The sequence below is a fragment of the Acinetobacter sp. Root1280 genome, assembly GCF_001425285.1.
GTDB classification, from domain to species: domain Bacteria; phylum Pseudomonadota; class Gammaproteobacteria; order Pseudomonadales; family Moraxellaceae; genus Acinetobacter; species Acinetobacter guillouiae.
This window is the reverse complement of the sequence record NZ_LMED01000002.1, coordinates 52,199-75,947: the sequence shown is the minus strand read 5'-3', so window position 1 is coordinate 75,947 and position 23,749 is coordinate 52,199. Positions and strand designations below refer to the sequence as shown.

Genomic DNA, 23,749 nt, shown 5'->3' with positions numbered 1-23,749 from the left:
CTAAGGAGAATGATTGAAGCTAAGCTGGACTTGTTAAAATTTTAGCTATAAAAAAACTGCTATCTAAATAGCAGCTTTAAAAATTAAATCAGCATGCTTTATTTTACAATTGCAATGGCAAAACCATCATGCCCTTTGCTACCTACAGTTTGCAAAGCCGTACATGACAGAATTTTAGGATGGTTTTGCATGGCTTTATACATGGCACGGATCCCTTCAATACTTGGTTTGACATTGTCTGGGTCAAGAATGTCACCAGCACGAATCACGTTGTCCAAAACAATCACTGTACCTGAATGTGACAGACTTAAGCTTAATTCTAAATATTCAGGATAGCTTTGTTTATCAGCATCGATAAAAATAAAGTCAAAAGGTTCTGTAGCTTCAGGCAACGCTTTTAAAATATCGGCTGCACGACCACACTTTAATTCAACGGTTTGTTTGAGCTTGGCCTGATCTATATTTTCTTGACCTAAAGCAGCATGCGTATCACGACCTTCAATCGTTAAAATATAGCCATCATCAGGTAAGGCACGGGCTAACCACATAGTGCTATAAGCTGCAAAAGTACCTAATTCTAAAACACGTTTGCATTTGTTCATTTGAATCAACATTTGCAATAACATGCCCTGATTTGCGGCAACAGCAAGGTGGTCTGGAAATCCTTTATCCTCAGTGTTTTTTAATGTTTGTATGAGGATTGGATCTTCAGGAATTAAATGTGATTCGATATAGGCATCGATGTCTGACCACATTTGTTGCATGTTATACCACCTAATTGGAGTCACTTCATTTATGTAATGTGCATTTTAATCTTTTAATCGAAGAGTGCAATTTTAATAGAAACTTTTGAGTTAAATTTAATCAACTTGAAAAAATTATAAATATATAGAGCGATACGTTCAGGTTTTATTGTTTTAAAGAAGCCTGATCAACTTCTATAAAACATGGCATGAAACTGATTTATGCGGCGAATAATGGGCTAAATCCTATTTTTCTTAATAAACGGCGATACATACTTGAACTGCGGTCAGCAGGGAAGTGCGCCTCAATGGATAAATCTAAAGGTAGATATTCTGGTTTTTGAGTCTCAACGATCAAACGGTCTTCTTCAAAGATTTTAAGGTTGTATTCATAAGCATCTTCTATTGGTAAATCTTGATCATAGTTACGACAAATTGGGGCAAATAATCGAGTACTACGTGCTGTCATGGGCGAGGCAGCATTCATAATGACCTGTTTCGCTTGATTGGGGAAATGAATGGTTAATGTTGCGGTAAAAGGCAAATGAATTTCAAAATGGCGTAACCATTGAAAATCCGCTTGTCCTAATTGATCTAGACCAATCGGGTAACGACCTACACTACTGATATAATCAGCACTAAAACCATAGTCTGTTTCTTGCGTGGTGTAATCAGGCACTTCAGTATTTTCTGGGTCACCAAAAGTTTCTGGATGTACCCATGCAAAATGAGCAACATCGATAAAGCCTTCCAATTGTCGACCAGCAAAGCATTTTAAATCGACTTGAGGACAAACCAGTTGTTGGTACGTGGTCTCATCCCAATGCGGCATGTTTGGGATATTGGGTATATCTTGCTTTTTTGCTAAAAGTGAACACCAGATTAATCCATAACGTTCAACTGCAGCATAGGTTTTTAGGTGGAAGCGGTCCGAAATTTTATGATTGGGATGCGCAGGGATACGATTACATTTTCCATTTTCACCAAAGCGTAAACCATGATAACGGCAAACGATACCTTGGCCATCATTTGTTCCGATACTTAAAGGAACACCGCGATGTGGACAGGCATCTTTGGCAACAATAATTTCAGAATTTATTTTATAAATGACCAATGGCATATCCAGCAACATGGTTCCTAGAGGCTGCTCAGTAATGTCTCTTGCTAATGCAATTGGATACCAATATTGGGCTAAGAGCTGCCAGTCATGTTCGGAGAAGCTCATATGAACGGGGAGGTCAGGATTGAAGCTGCTAGACGTTTTGCTATTCATATTCAAATCTTTTATGGAGTGCTCATTTGAATATAAAACAATGCCGTGTTCTTTGAAATTTCAATTATTGTGTTGAATGATTAAGAAAAATAGAACACTTGATTGAATAGTGGACATGCTAAGCGGTGGATCTTTTGTATTGGCTTAGCTGTAATAATCTTTTAACATTTTTCCAAAATTTAATAAAAATGAGCTGACTACAATAAGTGCGATGGAGAAACTGCTGCAAAAGAAAATAATTTTTTGATAATTTAACCTGCAACTATTCATTAAAGGTAAATAGTAGACTTGATACATTGAACGTAAGGTTTGCATGGTTAATATAAATAAACTGATGAAGCTAAAACTAATGACTATATTTTGGATCAGATTGTATTGACTAGTTTGTGCCAATAAAAAGTAAATGATCCAACAACTCATATAGATAATGAACGTAATCATGCTGGCCGAGGCCACCATCTTTAGAAAAGTTTCATGCCATTCTTTACGATTTAATCTGATCATTTAAATTGCTCTTTTTTATTTATTTTAAGGGTTTTTAGATGGAAAAATAAGGCTATCACGACGTAACGTGTCGTTTGAAATGGGTAAACCTTAATACAACTTTTGTGACATACACATGAAATATTACAATTTGAATTGTAATATCCTCAATTTTAAAAAATAGAACACAGTTAATTACATATTGAATTTAAAAGATTTTTAATAAAATCAAATGTGAATTATCAAATATCATAAAAGCGTCATAAAGCTGTAACTTATTTGTCATATTTTAAAATCAAAATGCAGTTATCCGAAAAGTACTACACAACAAGAAGTGGTGTACTTCAAAATTGCAGTTTATTTAAGAGAGAAAAGAATGCGCATTAATCACATCGCACTTGCATTAGCAGTTTCAGGGGCAGCAGTAGCAGCAAACGCTCGTGATACCATCCAAATCGCTGGTTCTTCTACTGTACTTCCTTATGCGAGTATTGTTGCTGAAGAATTTGGTAATACTTTCCCTCAATTTAAAGCACCTGTAGTTGGCTCAGGCGGTAGTTCTGCTGGTCTTAAACAGTTCTGTTCAGGTGTGGGCGATAACACAATTGATATCGCAAATGCTTCACGTAAAATTAAAGATACTGAAATCGCAGCGTGTAAAAAAGCTGGCGTAAATAAAGTCCAAGAAATAAAAATCGGTTATGACGGCATCGTTTTTGCTTCGAATGCAAGCAAAGCAGCTTATAAATTACGTCCACAACACGTATTTGCAGCCCTAGCAGCTGAATTACCATCAAATGGTAAATTGGTACCAAACCCATATACACGTTGGAACCAAATTGATAAATCGCTTCCAAATGAGCCAATTACTTTAGTTGTTCCTGCTTCTAACCACGGTACACGTGAAGTGTTCCAAGAAAAAATGGTTGAAGCGGGTTGTGAAAGTTATGATTACTTTAAAAAGTTAGACAAAGATGCTCAGAAAAAAGCATGTTCTAGCTTCCGTAAAGACGGTAAAGTAATTGAAATTGCAGGTGATTATACTGAAACTCTAGCGCGTTTAAAAACATCTCCAAGTGCGGTAGGTGTATTTGGCTTAGGTTTCTATGATCAAAATAAAGATAAATTACGTGTTGCTACAGTGAACAATGTTGTTCCTTCTGAGCAAACTGTTTTAAATGGTACTTACCCTGTATCTCGTCCTTTATACTTCTATGTAAAAGGTGAACACTTACAGTCAATCAAAGGCTTAAAAGAATATACTGAATACTTCCTTAACAAGAAGGTATCTGGTAAAGGTTCTAAGTTAGATAAAGCTGGTTTGATTTCATTGTCAGACGCTGAACGTGCAAAAGTATTGGCTGGTTTTAAAGCTGGTAAATAATAAAACCGCAATAATGGAGCTGATGGTGGGTGACTACCATCGGCTTTCCTTGCTAAGTAGAGTTTTTTCAAATTATTGAAATTGAAAAAACGGTGGAGAATACATGAATCTGCTACTCATTGGCGTGTTATTGGCTTTAATCGCTATCGCATATCAAATCGGGCTACGAAAAAGCCGAAGCCTAGCAGGTAAGGGAAATAACACTGCAATTTTACATTCACGTCCTGGCTATTATGGCTCTTTGGTGGCGTTGTGGTGTGGAATTCCAGCTTTTTTAATTTTGATAGTTTGGAACTTGGTAGAACCAAGTGTTTTACAACATCTAATTTTAAAAAATGTTCCAGCAAATATTGCTTCAACGCTAGATACAGCTGGGGTAGATGTACTGGTGGATCGTATTAAAGCAATTGCCTCTGGCTTTGGTGTGACAGATACGCCAGCAGCTTATGAGGTTGCAGCTGCAGAACAACTCTCAAAATTTGAAAGAATTGGCTCGTTTGCAAAGTTTGCTGTAGTAACGTGTGCTGCGATCCTTGGATTGATTTGGGCAAGAAAAAGAATTAGTCAACAATTTCGTGCACGTAACGAAGTTGAAAAAACCATTAACGTTGTTTTGATCCTGTGTTCAGGTGTTGCGATCCTCACGACTGTGGGTATTGTGATGTCGATGTTCAGTGAAGCGATGCACTTTTTCCAGTTTGTCAGTCCAATCGACTTCTTCTTTGGTACAGAGTGGAATCCTGGCTTTAGTACTTCAGGTAATGCTGAAGGAAGTTATGGTTTATTACCATTACTGTGGGGAACACTCATGGTCAGTGGTATTGCACTACTGGTTGCTGTTCCACTGGGTTTAATGATTGCAATTTATCTTGCTGAATATGCATCACCTCGATTCCGTTCATGGGCAAAGCCAACAATTGAAGTTTTGGCGGGTATTCCAACCATTGTTTATGGTGTTTTTGCCATGATGGTGATTGGTCCAATCTTCAAATCTATTGGCGACTCTATTGGCGTTGAGGTTAATGCGACCAGTGCTTTAACAGCAGGTTTTGCAATGGGTATTATGATTATCCCATTTGTATCTTCTTTGTCAGATGACATTATCACTCAAGTGCCACGTGCCTTACGTGATGGTTCTTTAGGTTTAGGTGCGACCAAATCTGAAACTATTCGTCAAGTGGTTCTTCCAGCGGCCTTACCAGGTATTACGGGTGCATTCTTACTTGCAGTATCTCGCGCAGTCGGTGAAACCATGATTGTGGTACTCGCTGCTGGTAATAGTCCACTGTTACATATCAATCCACTAGAAGCTGTCTCAACAGTCACTGTAACGATTGTAAAACAATTAACAGGCGATACAGACTTTGCAAGTCCGCAGGCATTGGTTGCGTTTGCACTGGGTTTAACTTTATTTACCATTACATTGTGTTTAAACATTGTCGCACTTTATATTGTGCGTAAATATCGTGAGCAATACGAATGAGTACATCAAATACATCTCCTGTGGATCAAAATGTATTTGATCCTCAAGCTGCCGCTGAGTTGCGAGAGAAACGTAAAGCTAGAATCGCCAGCTCATTGTCAAAACGTCATCGTAAAGAAAAGACCTTCCGTTTTGCTGGCTTTTCAGCAGTGATTATTGGTTTGGCATTTGTTGCAATTTTATTTGGAAGTATCTTATACAAAGGGTTGCCAGCATTTTGGCAAGCAAGTATGACTGTACCTGTGTATTTTGATCCAAGTATGATTGATGCAGGACCAAAACCAACACAAAAAGTAGGTGAATCTCCTGCTGTATTTCAAGAACGTTATGTCGACTGGCAAACTAAAATGGGTATGGTTGATTGGGATGCATTGATTGTAAATGCAATCATTGCAAAAGACCCAGCACTTGAAAGTCGTCGTGATGATCTTTCTGGCATCTATACCAGTTCAGAGGCATATCGTATCCGTGATATGGTCTTTAAAGATCCAGCATTGATTGGTAAAACAGTAGAGCTCAATTTCCTTGCTGATGCCAACATTGATGTGTGGTTAGCTGGTCATATTGATCGTTCATTGCCTGATGAGCAACAACAACTTAGTCCAGAAGTACGTCAACTTTCTGATGACTTAGCTGCGAAAGGGATTATTAACCGTACTTTTAACACGCAAATGTTCACCAACCCAGATTCACGCAGCTCACCAGCAACAGCAGGTTTGGCTGGTGCATTTATGGGTTCATTGTTCATGATGTTAATTGTGATCGCGATTTCTATTCCATTGGGTGTAGCAAGTGCGATTTATCTAGAAGAGTTTGCACCGAAAAACTTTATTACTGACATCATTGAAGTCAATATCAATAACCTTGCAGCAGTTCCATCGATTGTATTTGGTCTGTTAGGTGCTGCCATCTTTATTGGTTGGATGCATTTACCTATATCCGCACCTTTGGTTGGTGGTTTGGTCTTAAGTTTAATGACTTTGCCTACAGTGATTATTACCACACGTGCTTCATTGAAGGCAGTACCACCATCAATTCGCCAAGCGGCGTTAGGTATTGGTGCTTCTCGTTTACAAACAGTATTCCACCATGTATTGCCTTTGGCTCTACCGGGGATTATGACAGGTGCGATTATTGGTATTGCTCATGCATTGGGTGAAACCGCACCATTACTATTAATTGGTATGAGCGCTTTCGTTGCAAATATTCCAGTATCTCCATTAGATCAATCTACGGCTTTACCTGTTCAAGTTTACTTATGGCAAGGTAATGAATTGCGTAACTTCTTCGAAGGGCGTACGGCTGCAGCTATCATTGTGTTATTGGCACTTATGGTCGGTCTAAACAGCTTTGCAATTTGGTTACGTAAGAAATTTGAAGTTCGCTGGTAAAAGAGGGCAGAATAGAGATGAATACTGTAGAAACTAAAAATTCCTTAAGACAGGATACAACCGTGAATTCTGAACAATCTCAATTTACATCGACTGATAGTAAGCAAAAGCAAGCAAGCACTTCTTTTGTCTCCCAGTTTGAGTCTTCGACACCGAAGAAAGAAAAAAATACAACTGTGAAACTTAGTGCTGAAGATGTGCATGTTTACTATGGTGACGCAGAAGCGATTAAAGGTATTGATCTTCAAGTTTATGAAAATGAAGTGATTGCATTTATTGGACCATCAGGTTGTGGTAAATCAACATTTCTACGTACCTTGAACCGTATGAACGATACGATTGATACTTGCCGTGTAACAGGTAAAGTGCGTTTAGACAACCAAGACATTTATGATCCAAATCTAGATGTTGTGTTGCTCCGTGCTCAAGTTGGAATGGTATTTCAAAAACCAAACCCGTTCCCTAAATCAATTTTTGATAATGTTGCTTATGGTCCTAAACTGCATGGTTTAGCCAAAGATAAGTATGATTTAGAAGAGATTGTTGAAAATAGTTTGCGTAAAGCAGGTTTGTGGGATGAAGTAAAAGATCGTTTAAGTCAGCCAGGTACAGGACTTTCAGGTGGTCAGCAACAACGTTTGTGTATTGCACGTACGATTGCGGTAAGCCCTGAAGTGATTTTAATGGATGAACCATGTTCTGCGCTCGATCCAATTGCAACAGCAAAAGTTGAGGAGCTAATCTCTGAGCTTTCTACGCAATATACAATCGCAATTGTAACCCACTCCATGCAACAAGCAGCGCGTGTCTCTGATCGTACAGCATACTTTCATTTAGGTGACTTAATCGAAGTTAACTCTACAGAGAAAGTCTTTACTCAACCAGATCACCAATTGACTGAAGCTTATATTACCGGCCGTTTCGGTTAAGTAGAATATTGATCAAGATAAGTTTAGATGTGAAATTAAAGGGCCGAAAGGCTCTTTTTTTTATAGATAAAGTATATGAACATCTGTGGTAATGAATCAAATTGACGAAAATGGTAGATCAAAAAACAATTAAAAATTTAAGCTTTAAAATAATGAATGGAACGTCTAAATCTTTTCTTTGATGGGTACTGAAATAGGGATGCAATACGGTTTTCGTTAAGTCTTTTGAATGAAGTACTTTTGTTTAAGTCTGGTATTGTCTGAATAAAACCAATCTATTGAGAATGGGTAAATTAGACAAATGCTTTTTTTAAGAAATACATCATTTTAAGCTTTGTGTATTAAACATATTTTTCAGTTAGTTCTTCATTTTATATGCAAATAGCAGTTGATTGTTATTTCTAATTTTCTGATCTATTCATAATTGCTTTATATAAAAAAGGAGCTCAAAAGCTCCTTCTTATTACAAATATTGCTTATAGGATGTTTTAATCCATTGGATCTTCACGATGTTGTTCAACTGCTTTAGCATCATAGTGCGCTTTACTCGGATGAGCGAATGCAGTAGCCAGTTTGTCTTTGTCTAAAGCATTGTCCCAACGTGCCACAACAATCGTCGCACACGCATTACCGACTAAATTGGTCAGTGCACGACACTCAGACATAAAGCGGTCAATACCTAGAATTAAAGCCATACCTGCAACAGGAACTGCTGGAACAACAGATAATGTTGCAGCTAAGGTAATAAATCCAGCACCTGTAACACCAGCAGCACCTTTAGAGCTCAGCATTGCAACGAGCAATAATAAGATTTGGTCTTGAATACTCAAATCGATATTACATGCTTGTGCAATAAAGAGCGCCGCCATCGTCATATAGATGTTGGTACCATCGAGGTTAAATGAATAACCAGTAGGAATAACCAAGCCAACCACAGATTTTTCGCAGCCTGCTTTTTCCATTTTACGCATCAATGATGGAAGTGCGGCTTCAGATGAACTGGTCCCTAAAACTAACCATAATTCATCTTTGATATAGCGAATCAGATCTGTAATTCTAAATCCATTATAGCGCGCCACTGCACCCAAAATAACCAGAATAAAGAGTAAGGCAGTGATATAGAATGTCATAATTAAAAGTAAAAGATTTCCAATACTTTCAATACCATACTTACCAATTGTAAATGCCATTGCACCAAAAGCACCAATCGGAGCAAATTTCATCAGCATTCCAACTAAATGAAATACGGGTGCTGTAAGATTGTTTAAGAAGTCTACAATCGGTTGACCTTTTTCGCCTACCGCAGCCAAGGATAAACCAAATAATACGGCAACAAATAGAACTTGTAGAATGTCGCCACTTGTTAATGGGCTAACGATGGTTGTTGGAAGAATATTCAGTAAGAAGTCGACAATAGAAGCGTCATGTGCTTTCTCAGCATACTCAACAACTTTCTCTGATTTTAATGATGTAGGGTCAATATTTAAACCTTGTCCTGGTTTAATAATATTGGCAACAATCATCCCGACGATTAATGCGAGTGTAGAGAATGTTAGGAAATAAAGCATCGCTTTACCCGTTACTCGCCCTACAGTTCCCATATGTTTCATGCCTGATATTCCAGTGACAACCGTCAAGAAAATAACAGGTGCAATAATCATTTTGACCAGTTTAATAAATGCATCACCTAATGGTTTTAAACTTGCACCAATGTCTGGCCAAAAGTGTCCAAGAAGGATACCAAGTACAATGGCAAAAATAACCTGAACATAGAGGATTTGATAAAACTTTTGTTTTTTAGGGGGTAGGTGTTCATCGTGTGAGGAGATATCCATACTCAATCCTTATCCTTGATGTTGATAAAATTAAACATTTTTTAAAAAAATGACACATAAATGTTCATAAATTTGCAAAATGTAATTATTCTTTTTAACGTGTTGATTTTAAATAGTTTAATCAAAATAACAAATATGTTATTTAGATAAAAAGAGTTGGTAAATAACCTAATATAAATTTTAAAAATGTGTGATATATGTTTATTTGTATTATCTGTTTGATATAAACATGTCTATGTTTTTTTATGTGAATTTGTCATAAGAAAAGCCAGCAAAAGTTCTACTAAGTGGCATTTGCGTTATTTTCGAGGTAAAGTCACTAAATATGCTGAAATCAGCAAGGCTTAACTTAGATGTAAAAACTATTAATAAAATCATAATTTATTCAAAACGCGTATCTTTACTCGAATTTTCATTCGTTTTTAACTATAAAAAAAAGCTATGTATTCTATAACTAAAATTTAATTATTGTTGTTTGTTAAAAGTGTGTAGACAAAGCTTTTTATCATGCATAAAGACTAAGTGGACTGAGCTTTGTCGAATTTTTCAAAAAGTGTATTGAAATTTAGCTGATCCGTCCGCATCTTATTAGAAAAGCATTTCCTTAGATATTAGAGATTATAAATTCTATGTTATTTCATTTACCCAAAGTACCCGCAGAAATTCGTATCAGTCATTTAAATGCCCGAATAAATGAGCAAAGAAAAAGAATTGCTCAATCTACTGCATCGAAATTGGAACTGTTTCAACTGACTCAACAGTTTGTAAAAGAAGCGCGAGTACGTAAAAAAAATAATCAAAAAATCTATGTCCTAGATTTTAAAGGAGATGTACAGGCTTCAGCTGTAGAAAACTTAAGAGAAGAGATTACATTGATTCTTGCGACAGCAAAAGCAGGCCGTGATCGTGTCATTGTTCGTTTAGAAAGCCCCGGTGGTATGGTGCATGGTTATGGTCTTGCAGCTGCACAATTGGTTCGTTTACGTGATGCAGGCTTTAATCTGACGATTTGTGTGGATAAAGTGGCTGCGAGTGGCGGTTATATGATGGCGTGTATCGCAAGTGAAATCGTCTCTGCACCATTTGCTGTGGTTGGTTCGATTGGTGTTGTTGCCCAAGTCCCTAATTTTAATCGACTGTTAAAAGAACATCATGTTGATTTTGAGCTATATACCGCAGGTCAGTTTAAGCGTACTGTGACGATGTTTGGTGAAAACACCCCAGAAGGTAAAGCAAAATTTGAAGAAGAGTTACAACAAACGCATCAACTATTTAAGCATTTTGTTGAAAAATATCGCCCGCAACTCAATGTCGAAAAAGTTGCAACAGGTGAACACTGGTATGGTGAAGACGCGCGCAATTTAAATTTAGTGGATAAATTGCAAACTTCAGATGAATATTTGCTGAGCTTATTGCCACAACATGACGTATATGTGATTCAAACACGTCGTAAGCCAACACTTGGCGAGAAGTTAGGTTTACAAGCTGCACAAATGGCAGATGCCTTAATTCCATCAGTTGTGAATAAATTGATGAGTGAGATTACGAAGCTAAATTCCTCTTTACCGATGTTTAAAGATGATAAATTCTAAGTTTTAATTGCTTATTGACAACCTGAAGAGTAATTGGCGAAAGCCGATTACTCTTTTTTTATGGAAAAGTCTTTTCTTTATTCGCAAAAATGCTCAGAAAAAATGACCTCATGTGGTCATGACAAGTCTGCAAAAAATGATTAGCATGCTAGGGATCATAAAATCAAAAACTCAGATTGAAAGGAATACAAGACATGTTGGCATATGATGCAGATTTAGAACTTTTTCGTGATAACTTTAAACGTTTTATGAGTGAAAACGTTGCTCCATTTTATGAGCAATGGGAAAAAGAAGGTTTAATGCCACGTTCAGTATGGTCATTATTGGGTGAAAATGGCTATCTTTGTGTTGATGTACCTGAAGCGTATGGTGGTTACGGCGTTCCAACTGAATATTCATTGATGTTGGTTGAAGAGTCTGCACGTGCAGGCTATGGTGCATTGTCTACCGCGATTTCATGCCATTCAGAAATTGCAGCTCCTTATATTTTGCATATTGCCAACGAAGAACAAAAACAATACTGGTTACCTAAAATGGTGTCAGGTGAAGTGGTGGGCGCAATTGGGATGACGGAACCGGGTGCAGGTTCAGACCTACAGGGCATGCGTAGTAGTGCGATTTTAAATGGTGATCATTATGTTTTGAATGGTTCTAAAACATTTATTTCAAATGGTCAACATGCAGATTTAGTGGTATTGGCAGCAAAAACTGACCCGCAAGCGCGTGCAAAAGGTGTGTCACTTTTATTGGTTGATACACATCTAGATGGATTTAAAAAGGGTACCAACCTCGATAAAATTGGTTTGCATTCTCAAGATACCTCAGAACTGTTCTTTGATAATGTTAAAGTTCCAGCAAATCAATTGTTAGGTAGCGCAGGTCAAGGTTTTGCCTATTTGATGCAGGAGTTACCTCGTGAACGTACTGCAATTGCAGCAACGGCACTTGGTGCAATTCGTGGTGCAATCGATATCACTACTCAGTATGTACAGGAACGTCAAGCGTTTGGTCAGAAAATTGGCAGCTTCCAAAATACTCGTTTTGTTTTGGCTCAAGCAAAAATTGATGAGTTGGCAACAGCAGCATTCTATAACCAAAATTTAGCTTTATATAAACAAAGTAAATTGGATGTTGAAACAGCAGCGGCTTTAAAAAGTTTTAGTACGGATATGCAGATGAAAATCATCGACAGCTTGCTACAACTGTTTGGTGGTTATGGCTATATGACGGAATATCCAATTTCTCGTTTCTTTGTAGATGCACGTATTCAACGTATTTATGGTGGAACAAATGAAATCATGAAAGAGATCGTGGCACGTGGCATCATTGGTCGATAATGCATAAATAAATAGCAACGATAAAGTATTCAAATAAAAAACCTTCTTTATTTAAAGAAGGTTTTTTATTATCAAGGTTCAGGGATTAAGCACTTAATACATTTAAACATTCATTAATAAAGATAGGCAGTTCAAAAGTCGAGCGTGAAGAAATATATAAATTGTTGTCGTTTACCACTTCGCGATCAAAAACCACAGCGCCAGCGTCTTTAAGTTCTTTGAGGATATCTTCAATCGAAGTTAAGCGCCGTCCAATGGCAATTTGTGCATCGATAAGCAAATGGCTACTGTAACAACATAAAAAAATAGGTTTTTGTGCGTTGGCAAAATTACGTAAAAAATCAATAAATCGTTCATCTTCTTTAAGATGATAAGGGGAATATCCACCAGGAATCATTAGCGCATCAAAATCCCGAACAGAGATTTCATCAATGCCTAAATCTATACTGACCGAAGATTTTCTTTGTTTGCTATACACAATATTCCCCGCAGACTTTTCAATATTGCTCACAGAATGGCTTGCAGCTCGAAAAGCTTCAACGGGATGATGATATTCCGCATCTTCGAAATCATGGGTAATGAGAACAGCGATTTTTTTATTCATATTCTATGTCTCGAAATGCGCTTATGCTTTTTATCATAGAGCGCAATGCTTAAAATTCTATAGCTGCTTTGTAATTCATTTTGTGGTCAGAAAAGTTATAAAGTGATGACATTTTATTCAATATATAAGTTGAAAGTGAAACATTGAAAAATGCACTATTGCCCAACAAATTAAACTGAACTATTGTTATACTGTCAGTGGTCTAAAACATAGACTTCTCGTAATTCTCGACTTTAAAGGGCGACATAACAATGATCAACGATGATCAAAAAACGACTTCTCTAGATCTTGCTCAAATCCGTGAAGATATTGACTCTGTAGATCAGCAAATCCAACAACTTATCAATCGCCGGGCAAAACTGGCGGAATCAGTTGCTAAAGCAAAATTTGCAGCAGAAGAGAATCCGTTATTTTATCGTCCTGAACGTGAAGCACAGGTTTTACGTCAAGTTATGGAGCGCAATGAGGGGCCATTGTCAGATCAAACCATGGCACGTTTATTCCGTGAAATTATGTCTGCATGTTTGGCACTTGAAGCACCACAAAGTATTGCATTTTTAGGTCCAGTCGGCACTTATACTCATTCTGCTGTATTAAAACATTTTGGTCAGGATGCTGTGGTTCGCCCATTACCAACGATCGATGAAGTGTTCCGTGAGGTTGAAGCGGGTAGTGCACATTATGGTTTAGTTCCTGTTGAGAACTCATCTGAAGGTGTGGTCAACCATACTTTAGACTGTTTTAAAGCATCGCATTTAAATGTGATTGGTGAAGTTGAATTGCGTATTCATCACCAATTCCTGATTTCTTCAAATACTCGTAAAGACAGTATTAAACAAATTTATGCACATCAACAAACACTTGCGCAATGTCGTAAGTGGTTGGATGCACATTATCCGGGTGTAGAACGTGTAGCTTTAAGCTCAAATGCAGAGGCTGCTCGCCGTATTCGCAATGAATGGCATTCAGCAGCAATTGCATCTGATGTGGCTGCAAGTATTTACGACTTAGAAGTTCTCCACGGCAATATTGAAGATAATCCTGAAAATACGACACGATTCTTGGTCATTGGTCGTGAAAAGGTACCACAAAGTGGTAATGATAAAACCTCATTACTGATTTCAGCACATGACCGTGCAGGGGCTTTATTGGAAATTCTTGCACCATTTGCAAAACACAATATTAGTTTGACCAGTATTGAAACGCGTCCTGCATTACCTGAAAAATGGGCTTATGTATTCTTCATTGATCTTGAAGGTCATGTGGAACAGGACAATGTTAAAGCGGCGATTGAAGATATTCGCCCACTGGTTAAAGAAGTACGTGTACTGGGTTCATATCCGATTGCTGTGCTTTGATGTCGTTGTGAAATAGGTAGTTCAAAATCGTTATGTCACAACCTTTATTTAAAAAAGTTGCTTTTATTGGACTTGGACTGATTGGTTCAAGTCTAGCCCGTGTAATTGCAGCCGAACATCTTGCTGAAAATGTTGTTGCGTCAACGCGCTCAAAAAAAACGCTGGAAGATGCCAAAGCTTTAGGAATTATTTCTGCGGGTTTTAGTGATCCTGTCGAAGCTGTAAAAGATGCAGATTTAATCGTTCTGGCTTTGCCCGTTCGCGCGACACAGAAAGTGCTTGAAACGATTCAAGCTTATGTTTCTGAAAACGCCATTATTACCGATGTCGGAAGTACCAAAGGGAATGTGGTGGCAGCAGCACATGCTGTCTATGGTGAAAATCTTCCTGTAGGTTTTGTGCCTGGTCATCCAATTGCTGGTGCAGAACATACAGGTGTCCATGCTGGTAAAGTTGACTTGTTTGTGAATCATAAAGTGATTCTAACGCCGTTGCCGAGCAGTGCTGATTGGGCAGTTGAAAAACTGATTCAGCTTTGGCAGGCTGCAAAAGCAGAAGTCATTTGTATGGATGTGGATAAACATGATGAAGTGTTGGCACATACCAGTCATTTACCGCATCTGATGGCATTTAATCTGGTCGAACAGCTTGCAAATCGTGAAGATAACTTAGATATTTTTCGTTATGCCGCTGGAGGTTTTCGTGACTTCTCACGTATTGCTGCCAGTGATCCGCAGATGTGGCATGATATATTTTTTGCCAATAAAACAGCCATATTGAAAGCAGTTGATGGTTTTGAAACGCAACTTGCGACATTACGTCAACTGATTGAAGATGAGAATTCACAAGCCCTGATGGGATTGCTAGGACATGCACAAGCGGCACGACAGCATTTCAATCATATGCTCGCCAATAAACCTTTGATGGAGAAAAATAAGGTGACACAACAATTTACCATTTTGCCGGGTGAGAAGACATTTAAAGGTAAATTTACCGTGCCGGGTGACAAGTCAGTGTCACATCGTTCCATCATGTTTGGTGCAATCGCTGAAGGTACAACCCACGTTACAGGTTTCCTTGAAGGTGAAGATGCCTTAGCAACACTTCAAGCATTTCGCGATATGGGGGTCAGTATTGAAGGCCCTAAAAATGGTGAAGTGACCATTCATGGTGTGGGTATTCATGGTTTAAAAGCGCCAAAAACGGCACTGTACATGGGTAACTCTGGTACGTCGATGCGTTTGCTTTCAGGCATGCTTTCAGCACAACAGTTTGACTCTGTGATGACGGGTGATGCGTCTTTGTCTAAGCGTCCAATGGAGCGTATTGCAAAACCTTTACGTGAAATGGGTGCGCAAATTCAAACCACGGGTGAACGTGGTACTCCGCCTGTTTCAATCACTGGCGCTCAAGCATTGAAAGGCATTCACTACGATTTGCCAATGGCATCTGCGCAAGTCAAATCTGGGATTTTATTGGCAGGTTTATGGGCAGAGGGTGAAACCTCTGTGACTGAACCTGAACCAACCCGTGACCATACTGAGCGTATGTTACGTGCTTTTGGTTATGCTGTGGAAACGGAAGGTAATCGTATTTCACTACACGGTGGTGGTAAGTTGGTTGGGACAGAGATTCAAGTACCTTCTGATATTTCTTCTGCTGCATTCTTTATGGTGGGTGCTGCCATTACTGAAGGTTCAGATATTACCCTTGAAGCTGTTGGGATTAATCCAACTCGTACAGGTGTAATCGAAATCCTTAAGCAAATGGGTGCAGACTTAACTGTTGAAAATGAACGAATTGCAGGCGGTGAGCCGATTGCTGATATCCGTATCCGTGGTACCCGTACATTGAAAGGCATTCATATGCCAGAAGATCAAGTACCTTTGGCAATTGATGAGTTTCCATCTTTGTTTATTGCTGCTGCATGTGCTGAAGGGCAAACGGTGTTGACAGGAGCTGCTGAATTACGGGTTAAAGAGTCTGATCGTATTCAAGTGATGGCAGATGGTTTAAAAACCATGGGGATTGATTGTACGCCAACTGATGATGGCATCATCATTGAAGGAAAAGGTAAATCGGGCGACTGGTCTGCTATTTTTTCTGGCGGTGAAATTGAATCGCACCATGACCATCGTATTGCAATGAGTTTTTCGATGGCGGGTTTACGTAACTCTGGCGAGATTAAGATTATCGGTACTGAAACTGTAGCAACAAGTTTCCCAACATTTACTGAACTCACTAATCAGGCGGGGCTTCAGATTCAAGTCAGCGAATAAATCAGTCCTTGTCTAATATTTGTATAATTAATTAAAAACAGCCAAGCAAATGCTTGGCTGTTTTGTTTATATTGCTTATTCTAAAACCATACAACTATAAAGCCTTTTGGATGAAGCAATGAGAACATTACAATTTACAGCAAACTGTGAGAATCATAGTAACAGTCACAATCATGGTGAAAATGTATGTTATGTCACTCAGGAATACGTGACGACTTTGTTGTTAAAACAACTGTCTCAATATGGCTTTAAAGCGGAAACAACACACTCCGATGAAGACCTTGCTGTCAGCGTAGAAAATCATCCAATTGGTTTGGGAGTTAATTGTCATTTAAATGATCAGGGCTTATTAACTTGTGAAATTTCAGCCCATGCTGATGAAGAACAAGCGTGGTTTAAGAAGATTGCAACCCAGAGCATGATTAAGCAATTGGCAAATGCTGTAGAAAATACATTAAAAGAAGATGATGCGTTTAGTGGATTTGAATCGAAAGTATAAGCAGAGCCTAGGGGATAGCTATGCAATTACAAGCATTTATCGATAAATTTTCAGTAGATCAGGCGGGAAATACAGTAAGCCCGAAACTGTAAAAAAATATCAAGCATATTTACCTGAAGCGCTCTTAGAGCTTTGGCAAAATCATGGTTTTGGCTTCTATGGCAACGGTTTGCTACAGATCATTAACCCTGAGCTTTATCAAGATGTGCTTTGGTCATGGTTAATGAAAGATCAACCTGATATGACCCGATTACCCATTGCTATTTCGGCATTTGGTTTGGTGTTTTATTATCGTTTATTAAGCGAAGATGGCGATGAGGATGTATCCTTTATCGACCCGCACAACTCGGATATTGGGGTAACAGCTTGGTCATTAACAGATTTTTTTAATGACTGGATTTGTGGTGATGAGATCATTGAGCAATTTTTAGAAAAATCAGCCTTAGCAAAGGCACAAACTCAATATGATAAATTATCTGATAATCAAATGTATTGTTATCTTCCTGCACTGAGATTGGGTGGGCGTGCCAGTGATCTCAATTTAGATAAAGGTGATGCAGCCACACATTTAGATTTTTTATATCAACTTGCTGTGAATAACTGATTTAAAAATCATTCAAAATAGATGTTTAGAAATGACAGTTTGATTGAGATAAAACTGTCATGTCTATTATGAATTAAATTATGCTATTACTCGACACGTAACCATGTTTGGCTACGACCTACCGCTGAAATACCTAAATATCCACGAAGAAATAGTTTCTTGCCATTTGGGCTGACTTTACCTTTTAATCGATAGATTTTACCTGAAACTGGGTCAATAATTTTCCCATCAGTATAACTCACATGATCATCTGTCTTTAGCCCAGAGATTACCTGTAAGCCAATAATTGGCTTGTTGGTATAAGGTGCAGGGCAATTGGTGCAAAATTCTTTTGGGGTGTAGCCTGGGCGTGGTGTTGCTTTTAATGCTGTACCCGCATAGCTACCGTTACTTTGTTTTTCAATTTTAACCAGTCCCTTTGCTTCACCAGTTTTGTCATCGATATAACGCCAGGTTCCCACGATATCTTCCGCAAAAGCTGTCGATGTTAAAAATGCGATACATGCTGTCCCCAATAAAACTCTCATCATTTCCCTTATTCCTTAAGTGGGTATTTTCTACTTTAAAAATCATACTTATTTAAGGCATTGATTATATAATGAATAGTTGGGTCATTTATTTACATAATGTGCCAATAAGTATGAAATTTAAAATGAATTGGCACATAAAGATAAGCAATTGATGAGCTTGTAAGCTGGATTTAGCATAGCTGAAGCTTATGTGATGACACTCACCTTAAAAATATCATTGATTGCTTCAAAGTGAATTTCACAATCTAAGAATTTTTGAATCATTTCAGCTTGTGTCGAGGTGTGTTCACTGACAACTTGAGCAGTAAACTCACCACCTTTACCTAAAGCTAAAGGTAATAAAAGTTGGTCTGCTAGATATTCGTCAGCCACAGCATCGCAAGCTAAAAAGGATTTAACTTCTTTGGCTAAATCATGCGCTACTTTTTCTGCACTTTTCTTCATTTCACCTAACACAGAAAATACTTGTTGATGGTGTTCGTAATTTAACACCACAAAAGCTGTATTCCCTTGGCTAATCCCTTGAAAGTTTAGTCTGTTACGTTGGCTTAAGCTCAATTTGTTATGCAATACTTCCAGTTCACGATCCGCAATATTCTGTTGAATATTTAAGGCAGCGGCATAGCCACGTATTTCCAGTAATTTGCCTTTATTTAATACTGAATATTCAAGCTTATCTATCCAAGGATAAGTAGTAATATTGATTTGACCCGCACCAATTGGAAAGAAACCAGCACGTTCACATTCAAAATCAACCTTTATTCCAAGTTTATGAAGAGCCGGTAGAAAACAAGACTCTATGAAATCTGCAGTCGGTGCCATTGGATTATGTGTTCCGCCGTGGATACTGATGTGACTGATTTCATTTTGCATCATCAGTGCAGGCAGTAGTGTTTGTAAAACCAATACTGTGCTACCGGCTGAACCAATATGAAAATCATATTTACCCGCCTGAACTTGTTGGGGCTGAAAATATAATTTTTGTGAATGTAGTTCAGCACCTTCCACAATGGCATTACTGATGCGTTGTGATGCTTGTACACAGACTAAATGCTGTCGCATTAAGCCCGGCTTTTTACGCCCTGCTCGAATATTCACAAGCTCAAATGGAATACCCGTTAACATAGACAGTGAAAGGGCAGTTCTTAAAATTTGCCCTCCACCTTCGCCTTGTGAGCCATCAATTTGGATGGCTTTATTTTTTACTAATGTGTTCATTTTGTTTTTCATCATTTCTTTCTAAATCATTCGGTTTTCGAACATGTTTTAAAAATCGTAATTCACTTACACCATATTAGGGTCTGTAGACATTTCATAAATGGCTTGCGTTGTAGGTTAAAATTGAGCAGGCAAGGCATGAAACGAAGAGAATAGCGAGACTATTTTCGAGTTTCATAAAGGTTAAAATTGAGCAGGCAAGGCATGAAACGAAGAGAATAGCGAGACTATTTTCGAGTTTCATAACGTAGGCTGAGATAATTTTAGCCACAACCCTTCGGGACTTGTGTGTTTTTTGCCGCTACGTCGTTACGAACTACTCATTTAGAATGACTAAATTTCGTATTTCGCGCCTAGTATCGTCTAAAAAACACACGTAGTCGCAAACATAGACGAATTGTCAACAGACCCTATTGATAATTATCTTGTGCCTCTGCTAATGAGATTGCATTTGCACCACTTTTTGAATTTGGATGAATATTTTGTACAGGATCATCTTCCCAAAAACAAACTGGACAAATCTCAAAGTCAAAATTACCCGAAGGTTGATCTCTAGTGTAATGATGACAACAAGAACAATGGTAATTCATTAAAATTCCTAAAAGGGGTGAACATACTGTCAGTGCATGGTGATGCTTAGTGCATTGTAACTTTGCTCTCACAAAGGTTTGCCTTGTACGTAGTGATAGGTTGATTTGTGCTTAAAGTTTTAAGCTAACCCGCTCGCTCATCAAGCCACTACACCTTATTTTCAATCCTGTGTTGTGGAGGTAGGGGATCTTGCACTCGCCCAGTATGTTCGGGTGATCTCAAATGACGAATCACTTGAGAAAAGGTGAAATATATTGTCAGTACGTGGTAATACAGTGTGAATAGTCACTCTGATTCACAAAGGTTTAAGTGATGAAAGGTGAAGGATTTGATTGGTGCGTTTCCGCTCTAAATCCGCTTCGCTGTCATTACCCAAAAATGATGCTGACTTTTATTTCAATCTATACAGCCTTAGATCTTGTACTCGCCCAATATATTTCGAGATCTGATAGGGTAAGCCCTATCAAAGCTTTTAAATGATGGCTTTAAACGTCAAGTAAATCAACTTGCCAATTGGTGGCTTGTATCAATACATTCAAGTCGCGTAATTTGGCACTAATATCATCGGATTGTTTTTGCAAGGATGATACTGGAATGACCTTATGCCATTTGATTTCACGTGTACTATAGCGGTCAGGCTCACGTTGTGTGTTGCTGATGGCTGAGGTTAAAATTTTATGGCGCTCGACAAGCTCATCACGTTGAGTAAGTAAAGCCAATAATGAACGACCATCCGTTAATTTTGCTAAAGCATTGGTTTGATGAATGGCATAAACAAGTTTTTGGGATTCTTGAGTTAATGCAAATACTTGCTTTAATAACTCATTTGGATCCTCGGATGGCTCATCACCATCTTGTACCAATACGTTCGCATTGATACGTTGTTTTAATGAAGCGAGTTTCTTTTGTTGATCGCTTCGTAATAAGAGTGCTTCTGCAAGTTTCATTTTATTTTCCTTATCGCTTTTAATAGTCAATAAATATTTAACACAACGATTTCATATAAAGTTTGCTGGGGTAATGTATCAACTGAAATTGATTCGGCAAATTCTCTAACGTCTTCTAAAGTTTGATTTTCATGCCAAGTGGTCATGAAATTATAATCATCGTCTTCAGGTAGATCATAATTACAAAATTCTAAATAAGAATAATCCAATGCATCATCCCAAATTGAACATTCATAGCCCCAAGCTAAAGCCCAATAGCATTGTTTAGATTTTACAATCTAAACTCCCTAATTTATGCATCAACTAACCTTTTACACAAACAACCTGACTTAAGGTATAAACCACGTCCACCAAATCACTTTGTGCTTTCATCACATCTTCAATAGGTTTATAGGCAGAAGGGATTTCATCAATCACGGCTGCATCTTTACGGCATTCCACACCTTTGGTTTGTTCAATCTGATCTTCCACAGTAAACAACTTTTTCGCTGCAGTACGGCTATGTACACGACCAGCCCCATGCGAACACGAACAGAAAGACTCCTGATTTCCCTTACCTTTGACAATAAATGACTTGGCACCCATTGAACCCGGAATAATTCCATACTCACCCAAACGGGCACGTACAGCGCCTTTACGTGTTACCAGCACTTCCTGACCAAAGTGTTCTTCTTTATCCACATAATTATGGTGGCAGTTTACAGCCTCCACTTTGGCGTTAAATGGTTTGTTGATGATGATTCGTAAAGCTTGAACCGCAGCTTCCATCATTAACTCACGGTTTTTCATGGCAAATCGTTGTGCCCAACCCACTGCAAACCAATAATCATCAAAGTGTTCAGTCCCTTCCACTAAATAAGCTAAATCTTTATCAGGCAGATTAATAAAGTGCTTTTGCATATCTTTACGTGCAAGCTCAATAAAGTGGTTACCAATTGCATTTCCTACACCACGAGATCCTGAGTGCAACATAATCCATACTTGTTGATGCTCATCTAAACAGACTTCAACAAAATGGTTTCCTGTTCCCAAAGTACCCAACTGTTTATGGTTGTTGGTATTTTTCAAACGGGGATGCTTGGCACAGATATATTCAAAATCAGTCACCAACTCAGCCCAAGCCTGATCAACACGTGCAGTAGGTGTATCCCATGAACCTCGGTCACGACGACCACGACCTTTGGTCATACCATGCGGAATTAAACGTTCAAGTTCGGTACGCAGTGCGTATAAGTTATCTGGTAAATCTGATGCGCTTAGCGAAGTACGTGCAGCCATCATTCCACAGCCAATATCTACACCGACCGCAGCAGGGATGATTGCGCCTTTGGTTGGAATTACACTTCCAATCGTTGCTCCGATTCCTACATGTACATCTGGCATTACTGCCATCCATTTATAAATAAAAGGCATTTGTGCTGTTTTTAATAATTGGTCTTTTGATTTCTCATCGACAGGGACACCTTTGGTCCACATTTTTATAGGAACACCTTTAGCATCCTGAATTACGTTATAAGTACGTTCCTGTGCTAAGGAAGTTTGTTTTTCGATTTGTTCTGCGACTAACATTGTCATTGCTTTGATCCTTTTCAAAACCTGCCTGCCAAGCGGTTGCAGGCAGGTGATATTTATATACATCTCATGATGTATGCTCTATATATTGCAGAGAGTGTGCCAACTTTGTTTTTTAATTGATTTTATTTTATAAGATATTGATTTATAATAAATAGATAAATTTATATTTTATTTTAAATGTGCATTTTAAAAAAAATATGCAAATTTAAATATTATTTTAGATAGTAATTTATCTATTTTTATATTTTAAATAAAATATAAAACAACCAATTCCTAAACATAATAAGAAAAGGAGGCTAAAACCAATTGAAAAGATGAGGCTTACTTTAGAGCCTTGTAAATATGCAAATAAAGTGATTGAAAATATTAGGCTATAAATACTACTAAGGAAATATCTTCCACAATGTGGTGCAAATTTAGTTGTAAAATAGCCAAGCCAAATAGCTATTGGGAATATTGATATAATTGAAAAATAATAAATTTTTGAACAGGTTGGGATATCTTCTTGCCGGAAACCGCAGCCCAAAGTGAGTGAAAGTAAAAAAATGACATAGAAGAAAAATAAGAATACAAAAATTAGTAAAGGAAATAAGAGGAAAGCAAACCAAGTACGCATTGTTATTATTCAGGATATTTATCATGTTACAGATTATAGTATGAAATCTAGCTTGGGAGAATTTCTTCTCCCAAGCTAGATTTGATGAAATTTGTGAATCTTAATTTTTGTTCATATCCCATATCGTATTATCATCAGTTGGTTGATAATGTTCTTCGATATGAATTTTTAACCTCAGTGCGAGAGGATCATCTTCTAGGATTTGACTATGCCCATCTAAAAGTTTCAGTTCGCTTTTTTTACGACTTTTACTTGGCGGTTTTTCATGATAGTTCTGGCACTTCTTATACCAGTGGTTAGTTTCTAAATAGTACTTTTTAACTCTTAGTTTTTCTAAAGCAAGATCAAGATTGTTATCGTCAACAATAACTTGTATAGACATAATTTGCGTTTTACAGACTGACACCTGTCTTCGGTTTTAAGGTGAGTCTCCAAGCTAGCAAATTTTTTGTTGATTCACAAGCATCGCTTTTAAACA

General features: G+C 37.9%; 21 protein-coding genes. 10 read left to right on the top strand and 11 right to left on the bottom strand.

Going from position 1 to position 23,749, the window contains the following annotated elements:
- Positions 1–98: 98 nt before the first annotated feature.
- Both ASC84_RS04105 and ASC84_RS04100 read right to left on the bottom strand, forming a co-directional pair.
- Positions 99–764, bottom strand: coding sequence for an O-methyltransferase (locus tag ASC84_RS04105; RefSeq protein ID WP_056512028.1), 666 nt, complete (start codon positions 762–764; stop codon positions 99–101).
- Between the two features lie 199 nt (positions 765–963).
- Entirely contained in the window at positions 964–2,016 is a 1,053-nt protein-coding gene (locus ASC84_RS04100) for a Rieske 2Fe-2S domain-containing protein (protein ID WP_056512024.1), read from the bottom strand.
- An 859-nt stretch (positions 2,017–2,875) separates the two neighbouring features.
- On the opposite strand from ASC84_RS04100, the gene ASC84_RS04090 reads away from it, so the two are divergent.
- The 4 genes from ASC84_RS04090 (at position 2,876) to pstB (ending at position 7,686) form a co-directional block, all read left to right on the top strand.
- Positions 2,876–3,883, top strand: a complete 1,008-nt coding sequence (locus ASC84_RS04090) for a substrate-binding domain-containing protein (RefSeq protein WP_004719220.1) — start codon at positions 2,876–2,878, stop codon at positions 3,881–3,883.
- A gap of 103 nt (positions 3,884–3,986) precedes the next feature.
- A complete protein-coding gene (pstC, locus tag ASC84_RS04085; protein WP_004719223.1) occupies positions 3,987–5,366 on the top strand; it encodes a phosphate ABC transporter permease subunit PstC in 1,380 nt (459 codons plus the stop codon).
- Positions 5,363–6,757 (top strand): phosphate ABC transporter permease PstA, encoded by a 1,395-nt coding sequence (gene pstA / locus ASC84_RS04080; protein WP_004719227.1) that lies wholly within the window; start codon positions 5,363–5,365, stop codon positions 6,755–6,757. The genes pstC and pstA overlap by 4 nt, the downstream gene beginning before the upstream one ends.
- Positions 6,758–6,774: 17 nt before the next feature.
- Complete coding sequence (gene pstB / locus ASC84_RS04075) at positions 6,775–7,686, top strand: phosphate ABC transporter ATP-binding protein PstB (protein ID WP_004719228.1); 912 nt, start codon at positions 6,775–6,777, stop codon at positions 7,684–7,686.
- A gap of 488 nt (positions 7,687–8,174) precedes the next feature.
- Here pstB and ASC84_RS04070 read toward each other — a convergent pair whose 3' ends face one another.
- Entirely contained in the window at positions 8,175–9,521 is a 1,347-nt protein-coding gene (locus ASC84_RS04070) for a dicarboxylate/amino acid:cation symporter (RefSeq protein ID WP_056512019.1), read from the bottom strand.
- Positions 9,522–10,150: 629 nt separating this feature from the next.
- Here ASC84_RS04070 and sohB point away from each other — a divergent pair.
- Positions 10,151–11,113 (top strand): protease SohB, encoded by a 963-nt coding sequence (gene sohB / locus ASC84_RS04065; RefSeq protein WP_004822565.1) that lies wholly within the window; start codon positions 10,151–10,153, stop codon positions 11,111–11,113.
- Positions 11,114–11,307: 194 nt separating this feature from the next.
- Positions 11,308–12,450: an acyl-CoA dehydrogenase family protein gene (locus ASC84_RS04060; RefSeq protein ID WP_056512016.1), complete on the top strand. Its 1,143-nt coding sequence runs from the start codon at positions 11,308–11,310 to the stop codon at positions 12,448–12,450.
- Positions 12,451–12,535: 85 nt separating this feature from the next.
- Here the strand turns inward: ASC84_RS04060 and ASC84_RS04055 are convergent, their stop codons facing one another.
- Positions 12,536–13,054, bottom strand: a complete 519-nt coding sequence (locus tag ASC84_RS04055) for a DJ-1/PfpI/YhbO family deglycase/protease (protein ID WP_056512014.1) — start codon at positions 13,052–13,054, stop codon at positions 12,536–12,538.
- Positions 13,055–13,305: 251 nt separating this feature from the next.
- Between ASC84_RS04055 and pheA the strand changes: the two genes are divergently transcribed.
- The 4 genes from pheA (at position 13,306) to ASC84_RS04035 (ending at position 17,794) form a co-directional block, all read left to right on the top strand.
- Positions 13,306–14,412 (top strand): prephenate dehydratase, encoded by a 1,107-nt coding sequence (gene pheA, locus ASC84_RS04050; RefSeq protein ID WP_004719240.1) that lies wholly within the window; start codon positions 13,306–13,308, stop codon positions 14,410–14,412.
- 32 nt (positions 14,413–14,444) lie between these two features.
- Positions 14,445–16,691, top strand: coding sequence for a bifunctional prephenate dehydrogenase/3-phosphoshikimate 1-carboxyvinyltransferase (locus ASC84_RS04045; protein ID WP_056512010.1), 2,247 nt, complete (start codon positions 14,445–14,447; stop codon positions 16,689–16,691).
- 118 nt (positions 16,692–16,809) lie between these two features.
- On the top strand, positions 16,810–17,190 hold the full coding sequence (locus tag ASC84_RS04040) for a hypothetical protein (RefSeq protein ID WP_056512007.1): 381 nt from the start codon (positions 16,810–16,812) through the stop codon (positions 17,188–17,190).
- A gap of 46 nt (positions 17,191–17,236) precedes the next feature.
- Positions 17,237–17,794 (top strand): GAD-like domain-containing protein, encoded by a 558-nt coding sequence (locus ASC84_RS04035; RefSeq protein WP_227515088.1) that lies wholly within the window; start codon positions 17,237–17,239, stop codon positions 17,792–17,794.
- Between the two features lie 86 nt (positions 17,795–17,880).
- Here ASC84_RS04035 and ASC84_RS04030 read toward each other — a convergent pair whose 3' ends face one another.
- The 7 genes from ASC84_RS04030 to ASC84_RS04000 form a co-directional block, all read right to left on the bottom strand.
- The gene (locus ASC84_RS04030; RefSeq protein ID WP_056512004.1) at positions 17,881–18,324 is read right to left on the bottom strand and encodes a DUF2147 domain-containing protein; all 444 of its coding nucleotides are present in this window, start codon (positions 18,322–18,324) and stop codon (positions 17,881–17,883) included.
- Between the two features lie 186 nt (positions 18,325–18,510).
- Positions 18,511–19,542, bottom strand: coding sequence for an RNA 3'-terminal phosphate cyclase (rtcA, locus tag ASC84_RS04025; RefSeq protein ID WP_056512110.1), 1,032 nt, complete (start codon positions 19,540–19,542; stop codon positions 18,511–18,513).
- A gap of 410 nt (positions 19,543–19,952) precedes the next feature.
- Positions 19,953–20,132 (bottom strand): CPCC family cysteine-rich protein, encoded by a 180-nt coding sequence (locus ASC84_RS04020; protein WP_056512002.1) that lies wholly within the window; start codon positions 20,130–20,132, stop codon positions 19,953–19,955.
- Between the two features lie 486 nt (positions 20,133–20,618).
- Positions 20,619–21,080 carry a DIP1984 family protein gene (locus ASC84_RS04015; protein WP_004822548.1) on the bottom strand — a complete coding sequence of 154 codons (462 nt, stop codon included), beginning with the start codon at positions 21,078–21,080 and terminating at the stop codon, positions 20,619–20,621.
- Between the two features lie 26 nt (positions 21,081–21,106).
- On the bottom strand, positions 21,107–21,289 hold the full coding sequence (locus ASC84_RS04010; RefSeq protein ID WP_056511999.1) for a hypothetical protein: 183 nt from the start codon (positions 21,287–21,289) through the stop codon (positions 21,107–21,109).
- Positions 21,290–21,383: 94 nt separating this feature from the next.
- The gene (locus ASC84_RS04005) at positions 21,384–22,649 is read right to left on the bottom strand and encodes an RtcB family protein (protein WP_056512106.1); all 1,266 of its coding nucleotides are present in this window, start codon (positions 22,647–22,649) and stop codon (positions 21,384–21,386) included.
- 722 nt (positions 22,650–23,371) lie between these two features.
- Positions 23,372–23,653, bottom strand: a complete 282-nt coding sequence (locus ASC84_RS04000; RefSeq protein WP_004719259.1) for a hypothetical protein — start codon at positions 23,651–23,653, stop codon at positions 23,372–23,374.
- Between the last annotated feature and the right edge of the window lie 96 nt (positions 23,654–23,749).